The organism is Bacillus sp. Bvel1 (assembly GCF_014872755.1).
GTDB lineage: Bacteria > Bacillota > Bacilli > Bacillales > Bacillaceae > Bacillus > Bacillus velezensis.
Map to the genome: position 1 here is coordinate 790741 of NZ_JAAOBZ010000006.1, position 17401 is coordinate 808141.

Below are 17401 nucleotides of genomic sequence, written 5' to 3' on the forward strand. Positions count from 1 at the left end.
AAGGTATGAGGTAGGGGGATAACAATGCAATCCTTGAATTATGAAGATCAGGTGCTTTGGTCGCGCTGGAAAGAGTGGAAAGATCCTAAAGCCGGTGATGATTTAATGCGCCGTTACATGCCGCTGGTCACATATCATGTCGGCAGAATTTCCGTCGGACTGCCGAAATCGGTGCATAAAGACGATCTAATGAGCCTTGGTATGCTTGGTTTATATGATGCCCTAGAAAAATTTGACCCCGGCCGGGATTTAAAATTTGATACCTATGCCTCGTTTAGAATTCGCGGTGCAATCATCGACGGGCTGCGTAAAGAAGATTGGCTGCCCAGAACTTCACGGGAGAAGACAAAAAAAGTCGAAGCGGCAATCGAAAAACTTGAACAGCGCTACCTTCGGAATGTGACGCCTTCAGAGATCGCAGAAGAGCTGGGGATGACGGAGCAGGACGTAGTATCAACGATGAATGAAGGGTTTTTTGCCAATCTCTTATCAATTGATGAAAAGCTTCACGACCAGGATGACGGTGAGAATATTCAAGTGATGATCAGAGATGACAAAAATGTGCCGCCGGAAGAAAAAATCATGAAGGACGAGCTGATCGCTCAGCTTGCGGGCAAAATTCACGAGCTCTCTGAAAAAGAGCAGCTTGTCGTCAGTTTATTCTATAAAGAAGAACTGACTTTGACCGAAATCGGACAAGTCCTGAACCTTTCGACGTCGCGGATTTCACAGATTCATTCAAAGGCGCTGTTTAAATTAAAGCACCTGCTTGAAAAAGTAATTCAATAATGAACTCATGGTTAGCGAGTGAAAAACATGTCAACACTATTATGGCTTTTAAGCTTTGTGCTTCACGGCGTACTGCTTTATGCCGTCATTATTCTGTACACGAGGTTTTCAGCCCTCAAGGAGACGGAGCGCCAGCAGAAGAAGATTCTTGAAGAGACGGAAAACACCCTTGCAGCGTTTCTGCTTGAGCTGAAAGAAGAAAATGAAAGACTCGAAGACACAAAAAGCCGGAATGATCAAGCGCCTGACGCAGAAGACGCCGAACCCCGGCCGGAACCGAAAAAAGAGCCTGATATTCCGGATCACATGGAAAAGCTCATCAGTGCAACGGAACGGGCTGAAAGTGACGAAAACAACGGTGCGCATTCGTTTGAAGAACGTGTTTCAGAATTATATGAACAAGGGCTCACCCCTGCGGAAATCGCCAAACGGGTGCAGAGCGGAAAGACAGAAATCGAGCTGTTTTTAAAATTTCGCGGCAAAGCTGTAAAGGATTCTTGATTGTCGCATAAAGCTGTGTTATATTATGTCTTGGTGTTAAATACACACGCTTAACGATTTATGCAGAGGGTGCTGCAAACGGCAGTTCTGCACAAAAATGACCTAAGCGGAGGAAAAAAACCATTTTATTAGGAGGAAATCACATGTCAGTTATTTCTATGAAACAATTGCTTGAAGCTGGTGTTCACTTCGGCCACCAAACACGCCGCTGGAACCCAAAAATGAAGCGTTACATTTTCACGGAGCGTAACGGAATCTACATCATTGACCTTCAAAAAACAGTGAAAAAAGTAGAGGAAGCTTACAACTTCACGAAAAACCTTGCTGCTGAAGGCGGAAAAATCCTTTTCGTCGGCACAAAAAAACAAGCTCAGGATTCTGTTAAAGAAGAAGCTGTACGCTCTGGCATGTACTATGTCAACCAACGCTGGTTGGGCGGTACACTGACAAACTTCGAAACAATCCAAAAACGCATTAAGCGTCTGAAAGACATCGAGAAAATGCAAGAAAACGGTACATTTGAAGTACTTCCGAAAAAAGAAGTTGTTCAATTGAAAAAAGAATTAGAGCGTCTTGAAAAATTCCTCGGCGGAATTAAAGACATGAAGGATCTTCCTGATGCATTATTCATCATCGATCCTCGCAAAGAGCGCATCGCTGTTGCGGAAGCTCGCAAATTGAACATTCCTATCATCGGAATCGTAGATACAAACTGTGATCCTGATGAAATTGATGTCGTAATCCCTGCAAACGATGACGCAATCCGCGCTGTCAAACTTCTTACTTCTAAAATGGCAGATGCCATTCTTGAAGCGAAGCAAGGCGAAGAAGAAGCGGAAGCTGCTGAAGAGACTGCACCTGAAACAGAAACGACAACTGCGTAACCTAATCAAAAGGTGATAAGAGGGACTGCCTTTTATCACCTTTTTTCAAGAAAAATGTATCTATACATATCTTGTTTACACATATAAGGAGGAATTCAAATGGCTATTACTGCACAGCAGGTAAAAGAACTGCGTCAAAAAACAGGCGCTGGTATGATGGACTGTAAAAAAGCATTGACTGAAACTGACGGAGATATGGACAAAGCAATCGACCTTCTGAGAGAAAAAGGAATTGCGAAAGCGGCTAAAAAAGCTGACCGTATCGCTGCTGAAGGTTCTACTCTTATTAAAACTGACGGCAACAAAGGCGTTATCTTAGAAGTAAACTCTGAAACTGATTTCGTTGCGAAAAACGAAGGCTTCAAAGAGCTTCTGAACACGCTTGCTGACCACCTTCTTGCAAACGCTCCTGCTGATCTTGAAGAAGCGATGGGTCAAAAGATGGAAAACGGTTCTACTGTTGAAGAATACATCACAAGCAACGTTGCTAAAATCGGAGAGAAAATCACTCTTCGCCGTTTTGCTGTTCTTACAAAAGAAGACAGCGAAGCGTTCGGTGCTTACCTTCACATGGGAGGCCGCATCGGCGTATTATCCGTTCTTAGCGGAACAACTGACGAAGATCTTGCAAAAGACATCGCGATGCATGTTGCAGCGGTAAATCCTCGTTATATTTCCCGCGACCAAGTGTCTGAAGAAGAAGCAAACCATGAGCGTCAGATCCTGACTCAGCAAGCTCTTCAAGAAGGCAAACCGGAAAACATCGTAGCTAAAATGGTTGAAGGCCGTCTGAACAAATTCTTCGAAGAAATTTGCTTATTAGACCAAGCTTTCGTTAAAAACCCAGACGAAAAAGTGAAACAAGTTGTGGCTGCGAAAAACGCATCTGTTAAAACTTACGTCCGCTACGAAGTTGGAGAAGGCATTGAAAAACGCCAAGAAAACTTTGCTGAAGAAGTTATGAACCAAGTGAAAAAATAATGGCGGAAAGCCTTGGCGAATCTTTCGCGGCTTTTCAGGCAGTATAGGGGACACTACTTGTGTTCCCTATTTTTAAAACTATATTTACAAACCTTTTTTTCTCTTGCATAATAGGAAACGGCAATGTTTACACTTGGAGGTTATTATGGAAAAACCAAAATACAATCGTATCGTTTTAAAGCTTAGCGGAGAAGCATTGGCAGGAGAGCAGGGAAACGGCATTAATCCGACTGTTATCCAATCCATCGCTAAACAGGTAAAAGAAATCGCTGAGCTTGACGTCGAAGTGGCCGTAGTTGTAGGCGGCGGCAACTTATGGCGCGGAAAAACAGGCAGTGACTTAGGAATGGACCGTGCGACGGCCGATTATATGGGCATGCTTGCTACAGTCATGAACTCACTTGCCCTGCAGGACAGCCTGGAAACGCTCGGAATTCAGTCCAGAGTGCAGACATCAATTGAAATGCGTCAGGTCGCTGAGCCTTATATCAGAAGAAAAGCCATCCGCCACCTGGAGAAAAAACGCGTTGTGATTTTTGCCGCGGGAACGGGAAACCCTTATTTCTCTACGGACACAACCGCAGCGCTGCGTGCCGCTGAAATCGAAGCGGATGTGATTTTAATGGCGAAAAATAATGTCGACGGTGTGTATAATGCCGATCCGAGAAAAGATGAGTCAGCTGTTAAATACGAAAAGTTATCTTATCTCGATGTGTTAAAAGACGGGCTGGAAGTCATGGATTCTACGGCTTCTTCACTATGTATGGATAATGATATTCCGCTGATCGTCTTTTCTATTATGGAAGAAGGAAATATTAAGCGTGCCGTAATCGGCGAATCAATCGGAACGATCGTAAGGGGGAAATAACGTTGTCAAACGAAGTATTAACACAAACAAAAGAACGCATGGAAAAAGCGGTTGCCGCTTATTCACGTGAATTGGCGTCAGTCCGCGCGGGACGTGCCAACCCATCTCTATTGGATAAAGTGACAGTAGAATACTACGGTGCCCAAACACCTTTAAACCAGCTGTCTTCCATCAATGTGCCTGAAGCGCGTATGCTTGTTGTCACACCGTATGACAAAACGGCAATCGGCGATATTGAAAAAGCGATCCTGAAAGCTGACCTTGGCGTAACTCCGACAAGTGACGGCACAATTATCCGCATCGCGATCCCGGCTCTGACGGAAGAAAGACGTAAAGAACTTGTCAAAGTCGTGAAAAAATACGCGGAAGAAGCGAAAGTAGCAGTCCGTAATGTCCGCCGTGACAGCAACGACGACCTCAAAAAACTTGAGAAAAACGGGGACATTACAGAAGACGAGCTTCGTGCTTCCAGTGAAGACGTTCAAAAGCTGACAGATGAATATGTGTCAAAAATTGACAGCGTCACGAAAGACAAAGAAAAAGAAATCATGGAAGTTTAATGAAAAACTATGTACAATAGATAATGTGAAAAGACCCTCTCATGTTTACAGGGGGTTTTTTTGTTAATACTGTTGATTACATTGATCATCAGCAACGCAACCTTTTTGGGTGACGGAGGAATCTCATGCTCAACATACTCAAAAATTGGAAGAATCAGCAGAATGCGGCTTCCAACTTAGAACGGTATACAAAAGAAGACATACTGAAGGGTGAAATTCCCGCACACATTGCCATTATTATGGACGGAAACGGACGCTGGGCGAAGAAGCGCTCACTCCCGCGGATTGCCGGACATCATGAAGGAATGAAAGTGGTAAAAAGGGTGACAAAGCTCGCAAATCAGCTCGGCGTTAAAGTTCTGACTCTTTATGCGTTTTCAACGGAGAATTGGAAGCGACCGAAGATGGAAGTCGACTTTTTGATGAAGCTTCCGGAAGAGTTCCTGAATACGTATCTTCCTGAATTGATAGAGGAAAATGTACAGGTGAAAATTATCGGAGATGAATCCGCGCTCCCTTCTCATACGTACAGGGCGATTGAGAAGGCCGTAAAAGATACAGAACAAAATGACGGGCTGATTCTCAATTTCGCTTTGAACTACGGCGGACGCACGGAAATCGTCAATGCGGCAAAAGCATTGGCCGAACAGGTGAAAAGCGGCACGCTGAATATCGAAGACATTGATGAAGCGCTCTTTTCCGGGCATTTAATGACAGAATCAATCCAGGACCCGGAGCTGCTCATCAGAACGAGCGGAGAAATCAGACTGAGCAACTTTATGCTTTGGCAGGTGGCTTACAGTGAATTTGTTTTTACAGATGTCCTGTGGCCCGATTTTAAAGAAGATCACTTTCTGCAGGCAGTGGGAGAATTTCAGCAGCGGGGCCGGAGGTTTGGCGGAATTTAGAGGATGGTGGAAATGAAACAAAGACTGTTAACAGGTGTTCTGGCAGCGGCACTATTTTTATTTTTGGTTATTTTCGGAGGATTGCCGTTCACCGTATTTGTTTACGTGATGGGAAGTATAGCGCTTTTTGAGCTTTTGCGGATGAAAAAGCTCAGATTTTTTTCTTTTCCGGGTCTGATCAGCTTCTTGTTGTTATGGCTGTATATGATGCCGGACAAATATCATTTTTTCGATGCGAAAATGGAAGTAACGATTTTCGCCGTATTGATTCTGCTCAGCTATACGGTGCTCGTGAAAAACACCTTTACGTTTGACGAAGTCGGGTTTATCGTTCTCGCGACGGTATATATCGGACTGTGTTTTCATTATTTTATTGAAATCAGAAACATTGAAACAAACGGGCTTTTGTATATCTTTTATGCCTGCGTTGTCATATGGTCAACGGACTCAGGCGCATATTTCGTCGGAAAGTCGCTCGGGAAGCGGAAGCTGTGGCCCGAAATCAGTCCCAACAAAACAGTGGAAGGGTTTCTCGGCGGTATTGTCATCGCCCTTATTTTTACGGCCGTTTTTCAGCTGTTTGCTCACCTTCCGATTTCATATCCGGTTCTTTTGGTCATCACGCTTGTTCTGTCTGTGTTCGGACAGATCGGGGATTTGGTTGAATCAGCGCTTAAGCGGCACTATGATGTGAAGGATTCGGGGAAAATCCTTCCCGGGCACGGCGGCATTTTAGACCGATTTGACAGCTTTTTGTTTGTCATGCCGTTCTTATACTTTCTGCTTGCGCTTTTTTCATGAGAAAGGCTAATATGAAAATAAGACCGATCTGGACGCATAGAATGGGAGTGGCATTTTGAAGAATATTTGTCTTTTAGGAGCAACAGGATCAATCGGGGAGCAGACGTTAGACGTATTGCGCATGCATCAAGATCAGTTCCGTCTCGTCTCGATGACTTTCGGTAAAAACGCCGAGAAAGCGATCCCGTTGATCAGAACGTTTCAGCCGAAATATGTAGCAGTCGGCGACATGGATACATATCAAAAAGTGAAAGAAGCGTCTTTTTCGCATGAATGTCAAATCGGCATTGGAGAAGAAGGCCTGATTGAAGCGGCAGTCATGGACGAAGTGGATATCGTGGTCAATGCGCTGCTTGGAAGCGTCGGTTTAATCCCGACTTTGAAAGCGATTGAACAGAAAAAAACAATTGCGCTTGCAAATAAGGAAACTCTCGTCACTGCCGGGCATATAGTGAAAGGACACGCAAAACGATACGGTGTTCCTCTTCTTCCGGTTGACAGCGAACATTCCGCTATTTTTCAGGCGCTGCAAGGCGAACAGAGCAAAAATATCGAGCGCCTGATCATTACGGCATCCGGCGGCAGTTTCAGGGATAAAACGCGGCAGGAGCTTGAGTCTGTAACGATTGCCGACGCCCTTAATCACCCGAACTGGTCGATGGGTGCAAAGATTACGATTGACTCGGCTACAATGATGAATAAAGGGCTTGAAGTCATTGAAGCACATTGGCTGTTTGACATTCCGTATGAACAGATTGACGTTGTATTACATAAAGAGAGCATCATTCATTCGATGGTTGAATTTCACGACAGAAGCGTCATCGCCCAGCTCGGAAATCCGGACATGAGGGTGCCGATTCAATACGCGCTGACATATCCGGACCGGCTGCCTCTGCCTGAAACAAAAAGGCTTGAATTATGGGAGATCGGAAGCCTTCATTTTGCGAAAGCTGACTTTGAAAGGTTCCGCTGCTTACAATTTGCCTTTGAATCAGGTAAAATAGGGGGAACGATGCCGACGGTTTTAAATGCGGCCAACGAAGAAGCCGTTGCCGCTTTTCTTGCCGGACGGATTTCATTCTTATCGATTGAGGACCTGATTGAAAAAGCATTGGACCGCCACAGCGTAATTCAGGATCCGAGTCTTGCGGATATCCAAGAAGTGGACAAAGACACCCGGGGATACGTTAATTCAATACTCACATAAGGTGGTATGTTCGTGAATACAGTTATCGCGTTTATTATTATTTTCGGAACGCTCGTTTTTTTCCATGAGCTCGGGCATTTATTGCTCGCCCAAAGAGCGGGAATCCTTTGCCGTGAATTTGCGATCGGCTTCGGCCCTAAAATCTTTTCATTTAAAAAGAATGAAACCGTGTATACGATCAGACTCCTTCCGGTCGGAGGGTTCGTCCGCATGGCCGGTGAAGACCCAGAGATGATCGAAGTCAAACCCGGTTATACCGTCGGGCTTCTTTTTAATAAAGAGGACGAAGTGGAAAAAGTCATCATTAATCAAAAGGAAAAGTATCCCGACGCTTTAATTATCGAGGTGGAGACGGCTGATCTTGAGCACGAAATGAAGATTACCGGGTACGAGCAGGGGAAAGAAGATGAACTGGCGGGCTTTACTGTCAGTCAGACCTCTTTTTTTATCGTAGACGGAGAAGAAGTGCAGATTGCGCCTTACAATCGACAATTCGGGTCTAAACCCGTATGGAAGCGGATTAAGGCGATTGCTGCCGGTCCGATTATGAACTTCATCTTAGCGTATGTCATTCTCGTCATGCTCGGATTCATTCAAGGCGTGCCTTCAAATCAGCCTGAGCTCGGGAAGCTGACAGACAATGGACGCGCAGCTGCTGCAGGTTTAAAAGAAGGCGACTATATCCAGAGCATTAACGGTGAAAAAATGAGGTCATGGACCGACATCGTGACAGCGGTAAAAGAAAATCCCGGGAAAAAAATCGATGTCGCCGTCAAACGGGATGGCAAATCGTTTCATATCTCGGTTACACCTGAAGCTGTAAAAGATGAAAATAAAAAAACAATCGGCCGCTTCGGCTCTTATGCGCCGACTGAAAAAGGCGCGCTTGCAGCGATTGCTTACGGCGCGACATCTACCGTTGATGTCACAAAAGCGATCCTGACCAATCTGAGCAAACTTGTGACAGGCCAGTTTAAGCTTGATATGCTTTCGGGTCCTGTCGGCATTTATGATATGACGGATCAAGTTGCAAAAACCGGTATTATCAACCTATTCCAGTTTGCGGCGTTTTTAAGCATCAACCTGGGAATCGTCAACCTGCTGCCGATACCGGCGCTTGACGGCGGACGGCTGCTGTTTTTATTCATTGAAGCAATCCGCGGCAAGCCGATAAACCGTGACAAGGAAGCATTTGTCGTATTTATCGGCGTAGCTTTCTTAATGCTTCTTATGCTGGTTGTCACATGGAACGATATCCAGCGTTTATTCTTATAATTGACTAGTAAAAAATCAGAGGTGCGAAGACATGAGACAAAGTTTGACGCTTATTCCGACCCTGAGAGAAGTGCCGGCTGATGCTGAAGCAAAAAGCCATAAGCTTCTGCTGAGAGCGGGATTTATCAGACAAAATACGAGCGGGGTTTACAGCTACATGCCCCTGGCTTACAGGGTCATTCAAAACATTCAGAAGATCGTGCGTGAAGAAATGGAAAAAATCAACGCGGTGGAAATGCTGATGCCGGCCCTTCAGCAGGCTGAAACATGGCAGGAATCAGGCAGATGGTATACGTACGGGCCTGAATTAATGCGTCTGAAAGACCGCCACGGCCGTGAATTTGCTTTAGGCGCGACACATGAAGAAGTCATTACTTCTCTCGTGCGTGATGAGGTGAAATCTTATAAGCGTCTGCCGCTCACTCTTTACCAGATCCAGTCTAAATTCAGAGATGAAAAACGCCCGCGTTTCGGGTTATTGCGCGGACGCGAATTCATCATGAAAGATGCGTATTCTTTCCATGCTTCTGAAGAAAGTCTGGAGGAAACGTACCAAAACATGTACGGCGCATACAGCAGCATTTTCGCACGCTGTGAATTAAACGTCCGTCCCGTTATTGCCGACTCAGGCGCGATGGGCGGAAAAGACACGCATGAATTTATGGCTCTTTCTGAAATAGGGGAAGATACCATCGCTTATTCCGATGGATCCTCTTACGCAGCCAATACGGAAATGGCGGAAGTTGTCATGAACAGCGAGCCTTCAGATGAAACACCCGAGGCATTGGAGAAAATTGATACGCCGAATGTCAAAAGCATTGAAGAGCTCGCTTCGTTCTTGCAGATCGAGCCGAGCGCCTGCATCAAATCAATGCTGTTTAAAGCGGATGACCGATTTGTTCTCGTGTTAGTAAGAGGCGATCATGAGGTCAACGACGTGAAAGTGAAAAACCTTCTGAACGCGGAAGTGGTTGAGCTTGCGTCTCATGAAGAAGTAGCGGAGAAACTTGGCACGGAGCCGGGATTTGCGGGGCCGATCGGCGCTGCCGGCGACATTGAGATTTATGCCGACCAAGCCGTGAAAGTAATGGTAAACGCCGTTTGCGGCGCGAATGAAAAAGACCGTCATTACCGAAACGTAAACATCGAACGTGACGCGTCTGTAAAAGCGTATGCCGATCTTCGAATCATTCAGGAAGGCGATCCGTCACCTGACGGAAAAGGCACGATCCGTTTCGCTGAAGGGATTGAGGTCGGACAAGTCTTTAAACTCGGCACGCGTTACTCTGAAGCGATGAATGCGACATACCTTGATGAAAACGGGCGTGCGCAGCCGATGCTGATGGGATGTTACGGAATCGGCGTGTCCAGAACGCTTTCTGCCATCGCTGAACAGCATCACGACGAAAAAGGCTTGATCTGGCCGAAGAGCGTTGCTCCGTATGATCTTCATATTTTGGCGCTGAATATGAAAAATGAAGCGCAAAAAGAGCTTGCTGAACAGCTTTACGGAAAATTCCAGACGGAAGGTTATGAGGTTTTATACGATGACCGCGCTGAACGCGCAGGCGTGAAGTTTGCTGATTCTGATCTGATCGGCCTTCCGATCCGCATCACTGTCGGAAAACGTGCCGACGAAGGCATCGTAGAAGTGAAAATCCGCAAAACCGGTGAATCTGCTGAAGTTTCAGTGGATGAGCTTTCTGAATTTATTAAGACGAAGTAATCACCATAACGAATCGTACAAAATCATGTTAAAATAGAGAAAAAAGAAGGTACCTCATCACCTGCGGAGGTACCTTCACTTATGATGTTTTAAGGGAGGGATACTGTCTGAATGGAACAGTTATCAGTAAACAGAAGACAGTTTCAGATTCTTCTGCAGCAGCTTAATATGACAGATGATACCTTCATGACATACTTTGAAGACGGAGAGATTGATAAACTGACAATCCATAAAGCAGAAAAAGCCTGGCATTTCCAATTTCGCTTTAAGGCTCTTTTGCCGTATCAAATATACGATTCATTCATGATGAGGTTAACACAATCGTTTGCTCACATCGCCCGTGTCACATCGTCTGTTCAGGTCATCGATCCTACAGTGACAGAGGAGCTTGTACAGGATTATTGGACACGCTGTATTGAAGAGCTTGAAGGAACCTCGCCGCCGATGGTGGCTCTTTTGAATCAGCAGAAGCCGAAGCTCAAGGGAAACAAACTGATCGTGAAAACAAAAACAGATACAGAAGCATCGGCGCTCAAAAATAAATACAGCGCACTGATTCAGCACAGCTACCGCCAATTCGGATTTCCGGAACTGCAGCTGGATACCGAAATTTTCGTATCTGACCAAGAAGTCCAGAAATTCCGCGAGCAAAAGCTTGCTGAAGATCAGGAGCGGGCGATGCAGGCGCTTATCGAAATGGAGAAGAAGGAAAAAGAGGGCGATGAGGATCAAGCGCCGTCCGGCCCGCTTGTCATCGGCTATCAAATTAAAGAGAACGAAGAAATCCGGACGCTTGACAGCATCATGGATGAAGAAAGAAGAATCACGGTGCAGGGGTTTGTGTTTGATGCTGAAACACGCGAGCTGAAAAGCGGACGCACGCTCTGCATTTTCAAAATCACGGACTATACAAACAGTATTTTAGTAAAAATGTTCGCCAGAGAAAAAGAAGACGCCGCTTTGATGAAAACGCTGAAAAAAGGCATGTGGGTGAAGGCGCGGGGAAGCATTCAAAACGATACATTCGTCAGAGACCTCGTCATGATTGCAAATGACGTGAATGAAATAAAAGCCAAAACCCGTGAAGACACCGCTCCTGAAGGCGAAAAACGGGTTGAGCTTCATCTGCATTCTCCGATGAGCCAAATGGATGCTGTAACGGGCATCGGAAAGCTTGTCGAACAGGCGAAAAAATGGGGACATGAAGCGATTGCGTTAACTGATCATGCCGTTGTGCAGTCTTTCCCGGATGCTTATTCCGCCGCGAAAAAACACGGCATTAAAATGATTTACGGAATGGAAGCCAATATCGTGGATGACGGCGTTCCGATCGCATACAATCCAGCTCACCGTCTCTTGGAAGAAGACACATACGTCGTCTTTGACGTTGAAACGACAGGTCTGTCCGCAGTGTATGACACCATCATTGAGCTTGCCGCAGTCAAAATAAGAGGCGGAGAAATCATCGATAAATTCGAAGCGTTCGCCAATCCGCACCATCCGCTGTCAGCAACGACGATAGAGCTTACCGGGATTACGGATGACATGGTCCGCGACGCTCCCGATGTCGTTGACGTCGTCCGGGATTTTAAAGAATGGATCGGCGATGACGTGCTTGTGGCTCATAACGCCAGCTTTGATATGGGATTTTTAAATGTGGCGTACAAGCGTCTTTTGAAAACGGAAAAAGCGAAAAATCCGGTTATTGATACGCTGGAACTCGCGCGTTTCCTGTATCCTGAGTTTAAAAATCACCGCTTAAATACGTTATGTAAGAAGTTTGATATCGAATTAACCCAGCATCACCGAGCGGTCTTTGACGCTGAAGCAACGGGCTACCTGCTGTTGAAAATGCTCAAAGATGCCGCTGAAAAAGACATTTTTTATCATGATCAGCTGAATGAGAATATGGGACAATCCAATGCTTATCAAAGATCAAGGCCTTATCACGCTACATTGCTTGCCGTAAATGAGACCGGCCTTAAAAATCTGTTTAAGCTCGTGTCCATTTCTCATATTCAATATTTCTACAGAGTGCCGCGCATTCCGAGGTCGCAGCTTAATAAATACAGAGAAGGTCTGTTAATCGGCTCTGCCTGTGACAGGGGAGAGGTCTTTGAAGGCATGATGCAAAAATCACCTGAAGAGGTTGAAGATATCGCATCATTCTATGATTATCTTGAAGTGCAGCCGCCGGAAGTATACAGACACCTTCTGCAGCTTGAGCTCGTCCGGGATGAAAAAGCGCTGAAAGAAATCATCGCCAACATCACGAAGCTCGGGGAAAAATTGAATAAGCCGGTCGTTGCCACCGGAAATGTCCACTATTTAAACGATGAGGATAAAATTTACCGGAAGATCTTAATATCTTCCCAAGGCGGCGCCAACCCGTTAAACCGGCACGAACTGCCTAAAGTGCACTTCAGAACGACAGATGAAATGCTGGATGCTTTCTCCTTTCTCGGTGCGGAAAAAGCGAAAGAAATCGTGGTTGACAATACGCAGAAAGTCGCTTCGATGATCGATGAGATCAAACCGATCAAAGACGATCTGTACACGCCGAAAATTGACGGAGCCGATGAAGAAATCCGTGAAATGAGCTATCAGCGCGCCAGAAGCATTTACGGTGAAGAGCTTCCTGAAATTGTGGAAGCGAGAATAGAAAAAGAATTAAAAAGCATCATCGGTCATGGATTCGCCGTTATTTATCTCATCTCCCATAAGCTTGTAAAACGGTCTCTGGATGACGGTTATCTCGTCGGCTCCCGGGGGTCCGTCGGTTCATCGCTTGTGGCGACCTTAACGGAAATTACTGAAGTGAATCCGCTCGCTCCGCACTATGTGTGCCCGAGCTGCCGATATTCCGAATTCTTTAATGACGGATCAGTCGGTTCCGGTTTTGACCTTCCGGATAAAAGCTGCCCGTCTTGCGGCACACCTTTGAAAAAGGACGGGCATGATATCCCGTTTGAAACGTTCTTAGGCTTTAAAGGTGACAAAGTACCCGATATCGACTTGAACTTCTCAGGTGAGTATCAGCCCCATGCCCATAACTACACGAAAGTGCTGTTCGGTGAAGATAACGTGTATCGCGCGGGAACGATCGGCACCGTTGCGGAAAAGACGGCTTACGGATATGTGAAAGGCTATGCGGGTGATCACAACCTACACATGCGCGGCGCGGAGATCGACCGTCTGGTGCAGGGCTGCACCGGCGTTAAGAGAACGACCGGCCAGCACCCGGGGGGGATTATCGTTGTCCCGGATTACATGGATATTTACGATTTTTCCCCGATACAATTCCCGGCAGATGCGACGGGGTCTGAATGGAAAACGACTCATTTTGACTTCCACTCCATTCATGACAACCTGCTGAAGCTTGATATATTGGGGCACGATGACCCGACAGTCATCCGGATGCTCCAGGATTTAAGCGGAATTGATCCGAAGACGATTCCGACAGATGATCCGGAAGTTATGAAGATTTTCCAAGGTACAGAATCGCTCGGCGTCACTGAAGAGCAGATCGGCTGTAAAACGGGGACGCTCGGTATTCCTGAATTCGGGACGCGATTTGTGCGGCAGATGCTTGAGGATACGAAGCCGACGACGTTCTCCGAGCTTGTCCAGATTTCCGGGCTTTCCCACGGCACGGACGTATGGCTCGGCAACGCGCAGGAACTGATACACAACAATACGTGTGAACTGAGCGAAGTGATCGGCTGCCGTGATGACATTATGGTTTACTTGATTTATCAGGGCCTTGAGCCTTCACTGGCCTTTAAAATCATGGAATTCGTGCGTAAAGGCAAAGGCCTGACGCCGGAATGGGAAGAAGAAATGAAAAAGAACAATGTGCCGAACTGGTATATTGATTCATGCAAAAAAATCAAATACATGTTCCCGAAAGCCCACGCCGCCGCATACGTGCTGATGGCGGTGCGGATTGCCTATTTTAAAGTGCATCACGCGCTTTTATATTATGCTGCGTATTTTACCGTCCGCGCAGATGACTTTGACATTGATACAATGATTAAAGGCTCGACCGCCATCAGAGCGGTGATGGATGATATCAGCTCTAAAGGGCTTGATGCTTCGCCTAAGGAGAAAAACCTCCTTACCGTGTTAGAGCTTGCGCTTGAAATGTGTGAGCGCGGCTATTCCTTCCAGAAGGTCGATCTATACCGTTCGAGCGCTTCGGAATTTATCATTGACGGCAACAGTCTCATCCCGCCGTTCAACTCAATTCCGGGACTCGGAACCAACGCCGCTCTCAATATTGTGAAAGCGCGGGAAGAAGGGGAGTTCCTTTCAAAAGAGGACCTTCAAAAACGAGGAAAAGTGTCAAAAACCATTTTAGAGTATTTAGATCGTCACGGCTGTCTTGAGTCGCTTCCGGACCAAAATCAGCTGTCGCTGTTTTAAGCTTTGTGCACAGCCTCCGAGCGGAGTTTGATTTGCATTAAATATATGGTTATGGTATAGTTTTATTGGAAATGCTAACGATTACCGAGGCAAAGAGTGGGGAAACCCGCTCTTTTGTATTGAACAGGCAATTTTGCCTCGACATGTCCATCGTTTTCTCAATGCCCCTGCTCTTTAGAAGCAGGGTTTTTATGCAGAGGAACGGCTGATATGATATCGACAGCACAAGGAGGAAAAACATGAGCAAAAAAGTGACTGATACCGTTCAAGGAATGGCTCAGCCCATACTGGATGACCTTCAGCTTGAACTCGTAGACATTGAATTTGTCAAAGAGGGTCAAAACTGGTTCCTTCGCGTGTTTATTGATTCCGATAACGGTGTTGATATTGAGGAGTGCGCCAAAGTCAGCGAAGCGTTAAGCGAAAAGCTGGATGAGGCCGATCCGATCACTCAGAACTACTTTCTTGAAGTATCTTCTCCTGGAGCCGAGCGTCCATTAAAGAAAAAAGCCGACTTCGAAAAATCACTGGGCAAAAATGTGTACATGAAAACGTACGAACCGATTGACGGTTTAAAAGTGTTTGAAGGCAAATTGGCTGAATTTGATGGACAAACTGTTACAATAGAGATGACGGTCAAAACAAGAAAGAAACGGGTCAATATTCCGTATGAAAAAATAGCTAACGCAAGATTAGCTGTAACATTTTAATGAATGAAGTATTAGTGTTTAAGGGGGGAGACCGCTAACATGAGCAGTGAACTATTAGATGCTCTCACTATTCTTGAAAAAGAAAAAGGCATCAGTAAAGACATTATCATCGAAGCAATTGAAGCTGCCTTAATTTCCGCGTATAAGCGAAATTTTAACCAGGCGCAAAACGTACGGGTCGATCTGAACCGTGAGACGGGCACGATCCGCGTGTTCGCAAGAAAGGATGTCGTAGACGAGGTATACGATTCAAGACTTGAAATCTCGCTTGACGACGCCCAGCACATCCATCCGAACTACCTTGTCGGAGATGTCGTTGAAATAGAAGTCACGCCGAAAGACTTCGGCCGCATTGCTGCGCAGACGGCGAAACAAGTGGTGACGCAGCGTGTCCGTGAAGCTGAGCGCGGCGTGATTTACTCAGAATTTATCGATCGTGAAGAAGACATCATGACGGGAATTGTACAGCGCTTAGACAGCAAGTTTATTTACGTGTCTCTCGGCAAGATTGAAGCGCTGCTGCCCGTCAATGAACAAATGCCGAATGAGAGCTATAAACCGCACGATCGGATTAAAGTATTTATCACAAAAGTCGAAAAAACGACAAAAGGGCCGCAGATCTATGTATCAAGAACGCATCCTGGTCTGTTGAAGCGTCTTTTTGAAATCGAAGTGCCGGAAATTTATGACGGAACGGTCGAACTGAAATCCGTTGCCAGAGAAGCGGGCGACCGCTCTAAAATCTCCGTCCGCACTGATGACCCTGACGTTGATCCGGTCGGTTCATGCGTCGGTCCTAAAGGCCAGCGGGTGCAGGCGATCGTCAATGAACTGAAAGGCGAAAAAATTGATATCGTCAACTGGTCTGATGATCCGGTTGAATTTGTTGCCAATGCGCTCAGCCCGTCTAAAGTACTGGATGTCATCGTCAGCGAAGAAGAAAAAGCCACGACTGTCATCGTTCCTGATTACCAGCTTTCTCTGGCAATCGGAAAAAGAGGGCAAAACGCCCGCTTAGCCGCGAAACTGACAGGCTGGAAAATCGATATCAAAAGTGAAACGGATGCAAGAGACCTTGGCATCTATCCGAGAGAGCATGAAGAAGATGACGATTTAGAGCCGCTCTTTATGGAGCCTGAAACAGCCGAATCGGATGAATAAGAGGTGACTTTAGGTGAATAAGCGAAAAAAAATTCCTCTGCGCAAATGCGTGGTAACGGGGGAAATGAAGCCTAAAAAGGAACTGATCCGAATTGTCCGTTCTAAAGAAGGAGAGATTTCAGTCGATCCGACCGGAAAGAAGAACGGGCGGGGTGCCTATATCACCCTTGAGAAAGAATGCATCTTAGCTGCGAAAAAGAAAAACACATTGCAAAATCAATTTCAATCACAAATCGATGACCAGATTTTCGAAGAATTGCTGGAACTGGCGGAAAAGGTGAAAAAATAACATGTCTGGAATGGAATGGTTTCCCTTGCTGGGTCTGGCCAATCGAGCTCGTAAGGTCGTGTCGGGCGAGGACTTGGTTATAAAAGAAATTAGAAATGCGCGTGCAAAACTTGTTCTGCTGACAGAAGATGCATCTGCGAATACTGCAAAAAAAGTATCCGATAAATGCAATTATTATAAAGTGCCTTATAAAAAAGTCGAAAGCCGCGCGGATCTCGGCCGCTCTATCGGCAAGGAATCACGTGTCGTTGTCGCCGTCACTGACCAAGGTTTTGCGAATAAGCTGATCAGCTTGCTCGATTAATATTTTTGGGGG

At 45.9% G+C, this 17401-nt stretch carries 16 protein-coding genes; all 16 read left to right on the top strand.

What is annotated here, in order from left to right; all coding sequences use genetic code 11:
• The first annotated feature begins 24 nt into the window (after positions 1 to 24).
• The 16 genes from sigD (at position 25) to HAP68_RS08060 (ending at position 17389) form a co-directional block, all read left to right on the top strand.
• A complete protein-coding gene (gene sigD / locus HAP68_RS07985) occupies positions 25 to 789 on the top strand; it encodes an RNA polymerase sigma-28 factor SigD (protein ID WP_003154217.1) in 765 nt (254 codons plus the stop codon).
• 27 nt (positions 790 to 816) lie between these two features.
• Entirely contained in the window at positions 817 to 1290 is a 474-nt protein-coding gene (locus tag HAP68_RS07990) for a DUF6115 domain-containing protein (RefSeq protein WP_014305010.1), read from the top strand.
• A 143-nt stretch (positions 1291 to 1433) separates the two neighbouring features.
• Positions 1434 to 2174: a 30S ribosomal protein S2 gene (gene rpsB / locus HAP68_RS07995; protein ID WP_003154215.1), complete on the top strand. Its 741-nt coding sequence runs from the start codon at positions 1434 to 1436 to the stop codon at positions 2172 to 2174.
• Between the two features lie 99 nt (positions 2175 to 2273).
• Positions 2274 to 3155 carry a translation elongation factor Ts gene (gene tsf, locus HAP68_RS08000; protein ID WP_003154214.1) on the top strand — a complete coding sequence of 294 codons (882 nt, stop codon included), beginning with the start codon at positions 2274 to 2276 and terminating at the stop codon, positions 3153 to 3155.
• Between the two features lie 145 nt (positions 3156 to 3300).
• Entirely contained in the window at positions 3301 to 4023 is a 723-nt protein-coding gene (gene pyrH, locus HAP68_RS08005) for a UMP kinase (protein ID WP_003154213.1), read from the top strand.
• Positions 4024 to 4025: 2 nt separating this feature from the next.
• Positions 4026 to 4583 carry a ribosome recycling factor gene (gene frr, locus HAP68_RS08010; RefSeq protein WP_003154212.1) on the top strand — a complete coding sequence of 186 codons (558 nt, stop codon included), beginning with the start codon at positions 4026 to 4028 and terminating at the stop codon, positions 4581 to 4583.
• Between the two features lie 125 nt (positions 4584 to 4708).
• Positions 4709 to 5491, top strand: a complete 783-nt coding sequence (locus HAP68_RS08015; protein ID WP_003154211.1) for an isoprenyl transferase — start codon at positions 4709 to 4711, stop codon at positions 5489 to 5491.
• Between the two features lie 3 nt (positions 5492 to 5494).
• Positions 5495 to 6292: a phosphatidate cytidylyltransferase gene (locus HAP68_RS08020; RefSeq protein WP_021734132.1), complete on the top strand. Its 798-nt coding sequence runs from the start codon at positions 5495 to 5497 to the stop codon at positions 6290 to 6292.
• Positions 6293 to 6347: 55 nt separating this feature from the next.
• Complete coding sequence (dxr, locus tag HAP68_RS08025; protein WP_003154208.1) at positions 6348 to 7499, top strand: 1-deoxy-D-xylulose-5-phosphate reductoisomerase; 1152 nt, start codon at positions 6348 to 6350, stop codon at positions 7497 to 7499.
• A gap of 6 nt (positions 7500 to 7505) precedes the next feature.
• On the top strand, positions 7506 to 8774 hold the full coding sequence (gene rseP / locus HAP68_RS08030; RefSeq protein ID WP_088005384.1) for an RIP metalloprotease RseP: 1269 nt from the start codon (positions 7506 to 7508) through the stop codon (positions 8772 to 8774).
• Between the two features lie 31 nt (positions 8775 to 8805).
• Positions 8806 to 10500 (top strand): proline--tRNA ligase, encoded by a 1695-nt coding sequence (locus tag HAP68_RS08035; protein ID WP_024085301.1) that lies wholly within the window; start codon positions 8806 to 8808, stop codon positions 10498 to 10500.
• Positions 10501 to 10611: 111 nt separating this feature from the next.
• On the top strand, positions 10612 to 14925 hold the full coding sequence (locus HAP68_RS08040) for a PolC-type DNA polymerase III (RefSeq protein ID WP_024085302.1): 4314 nt from the start codon (positions 10612 to 10614) through the stop codon (positions 14923 to 14925).
• A gap of 239 nt (positions 14926 to 15164) precedes the next feature.
• Positions 15165 to 15635, top strand: a complete 471-nt coding sequence (gene rimP / locus HAP68_RS08045) for a ribosome maturation factor RimP (RefSeq protein ID WP_003154197.1) — start codon at positions 15165 to 15167, stop codon at positions 15633 to 15635.
• Between the two features lie 39 nt (positions 15636 to 15674).
• A complete protein-coding gene (gene nusA / locus HAP68_RS08050) occupies positions 15675 to 16796 on the top strand; it encodes a transcription termination factor NusA (RefSeq protein ID WP_003154195.1) in 1122 nt (373 codons plus the stop codon).
• 13 nt (positions 16797 to 16809) lie between these two features.
• Complete coding sequence (gene rulR / locus HAP68_RS08055; RefSeq protein WP_003154193.1) at positions 16810 to 17085, top strand: glucose-induced regulator RulR; 276 nt, start codon at positions 16810 to 16812, stop codon at positions 17083 to 17085.
• 1 nt (position 17086) lies between these two features.
• Entirely contained in the window at positions 17087 to 17389 is a 303-nt protein-coding gene (locus HAP68_RS08060; protein WP_003154192.1) for a YlxQ family RNA-binding protein, read from the top strand.
• Positions 17390 to 17401: the final 12 nt, after the last annotated feature.

Excerpts from the sequence above, each read along its gene's own strand:
- sigD (WP_003154217.1), top strand. The coding sequence starts at position 25 with ATGCAATCCTTGAATTATGAAGATCAGGTGCTTTGGTCGCGCTGGAAA.
- HAP68_RS07990 (WP_014305010.1), top strand. The coding sequence starts at position 817 with ATGTCAACACTATTATGGCTTTTAAGCTTTGTGCTTCACGGCGTACTG.
- rpsB (WP_003154215.1), top strand. The coding sequence starts at position 1,434 with ATGTCAGTTATTTCTATGAAACAATTGCTTGAAGCTGGTGTTCACTTC.
- tsf (WP_003154214.1), top strand. The coding sequence starts at position 2,274 with ATGGCTATTACTGCACAGCAGGTAAAAGAACTGCGTCAAAAAACAGGC.
- pyrH (WP_003154213.1), top strand. The coding sequence starts at position 3,301 with ATGGAAAAACCAAAATACAATCGTATCGTTTTAAAGCTTAGCGGAGAA.
- HAP68_RS08015 (WP_003154211.1), top strand. The coding sequence starts at position 4,709 with ATGCTCAACATACTCAAAAATTGGAAGAATCAGCAGAATGCGGCTTCC.
- HAP68_RS08020 (WP_021734132.1), top strand. The coding sequence starts at position 5,495 with ATGGTGGAAATGAAACAAAGACTGTTAACAGGTGTTCTGGCAGCGGCA.
- rseP (WP_088005384.1), top strand. The coding sequence starts at position 7,506 with ATGTTCGTGAATACAGTTATCGCGTTTATTATTATTTTCGGAACGCTC.
- HAP68_RS08035 (WP_024085301.1), top strand. The coding sequence starts at position 8,806 with ATGAGACAAAGTTTGACGCTTATTCCGACCCTGAGAGAAGTGCCGGCT.
- HAP68_RS08040 (WP_024085302.1), top strand. The coding sequence starts at position 10,612 with ATGGAACAGTTATCAGTAAACAGAAGACAGTTTCAGATTCTTCTGCAG.
- rimP (WP_003154197.1), top strand. The coding sequence starts at position 15,165 with ATGAGCAAAAAAGTGACTGATACCGTTCAAGGAATGGCTCAGCCCATA.
- nusA (WP_003154195.1), top strand. The coding sequence starts at position 15,675 with ATGAGCAGTGAACTATTAGATGCTCTCACTATTCTTGAAAAAGAAAAA.
- HAP68_RS08060 (WP_003154192.1), top strand. The coding sequence starts at position 17,087 with ATGTCTGGAATGGAATGGTTTCCCTTGCTGGGTCTGGCCAATCGAGCT.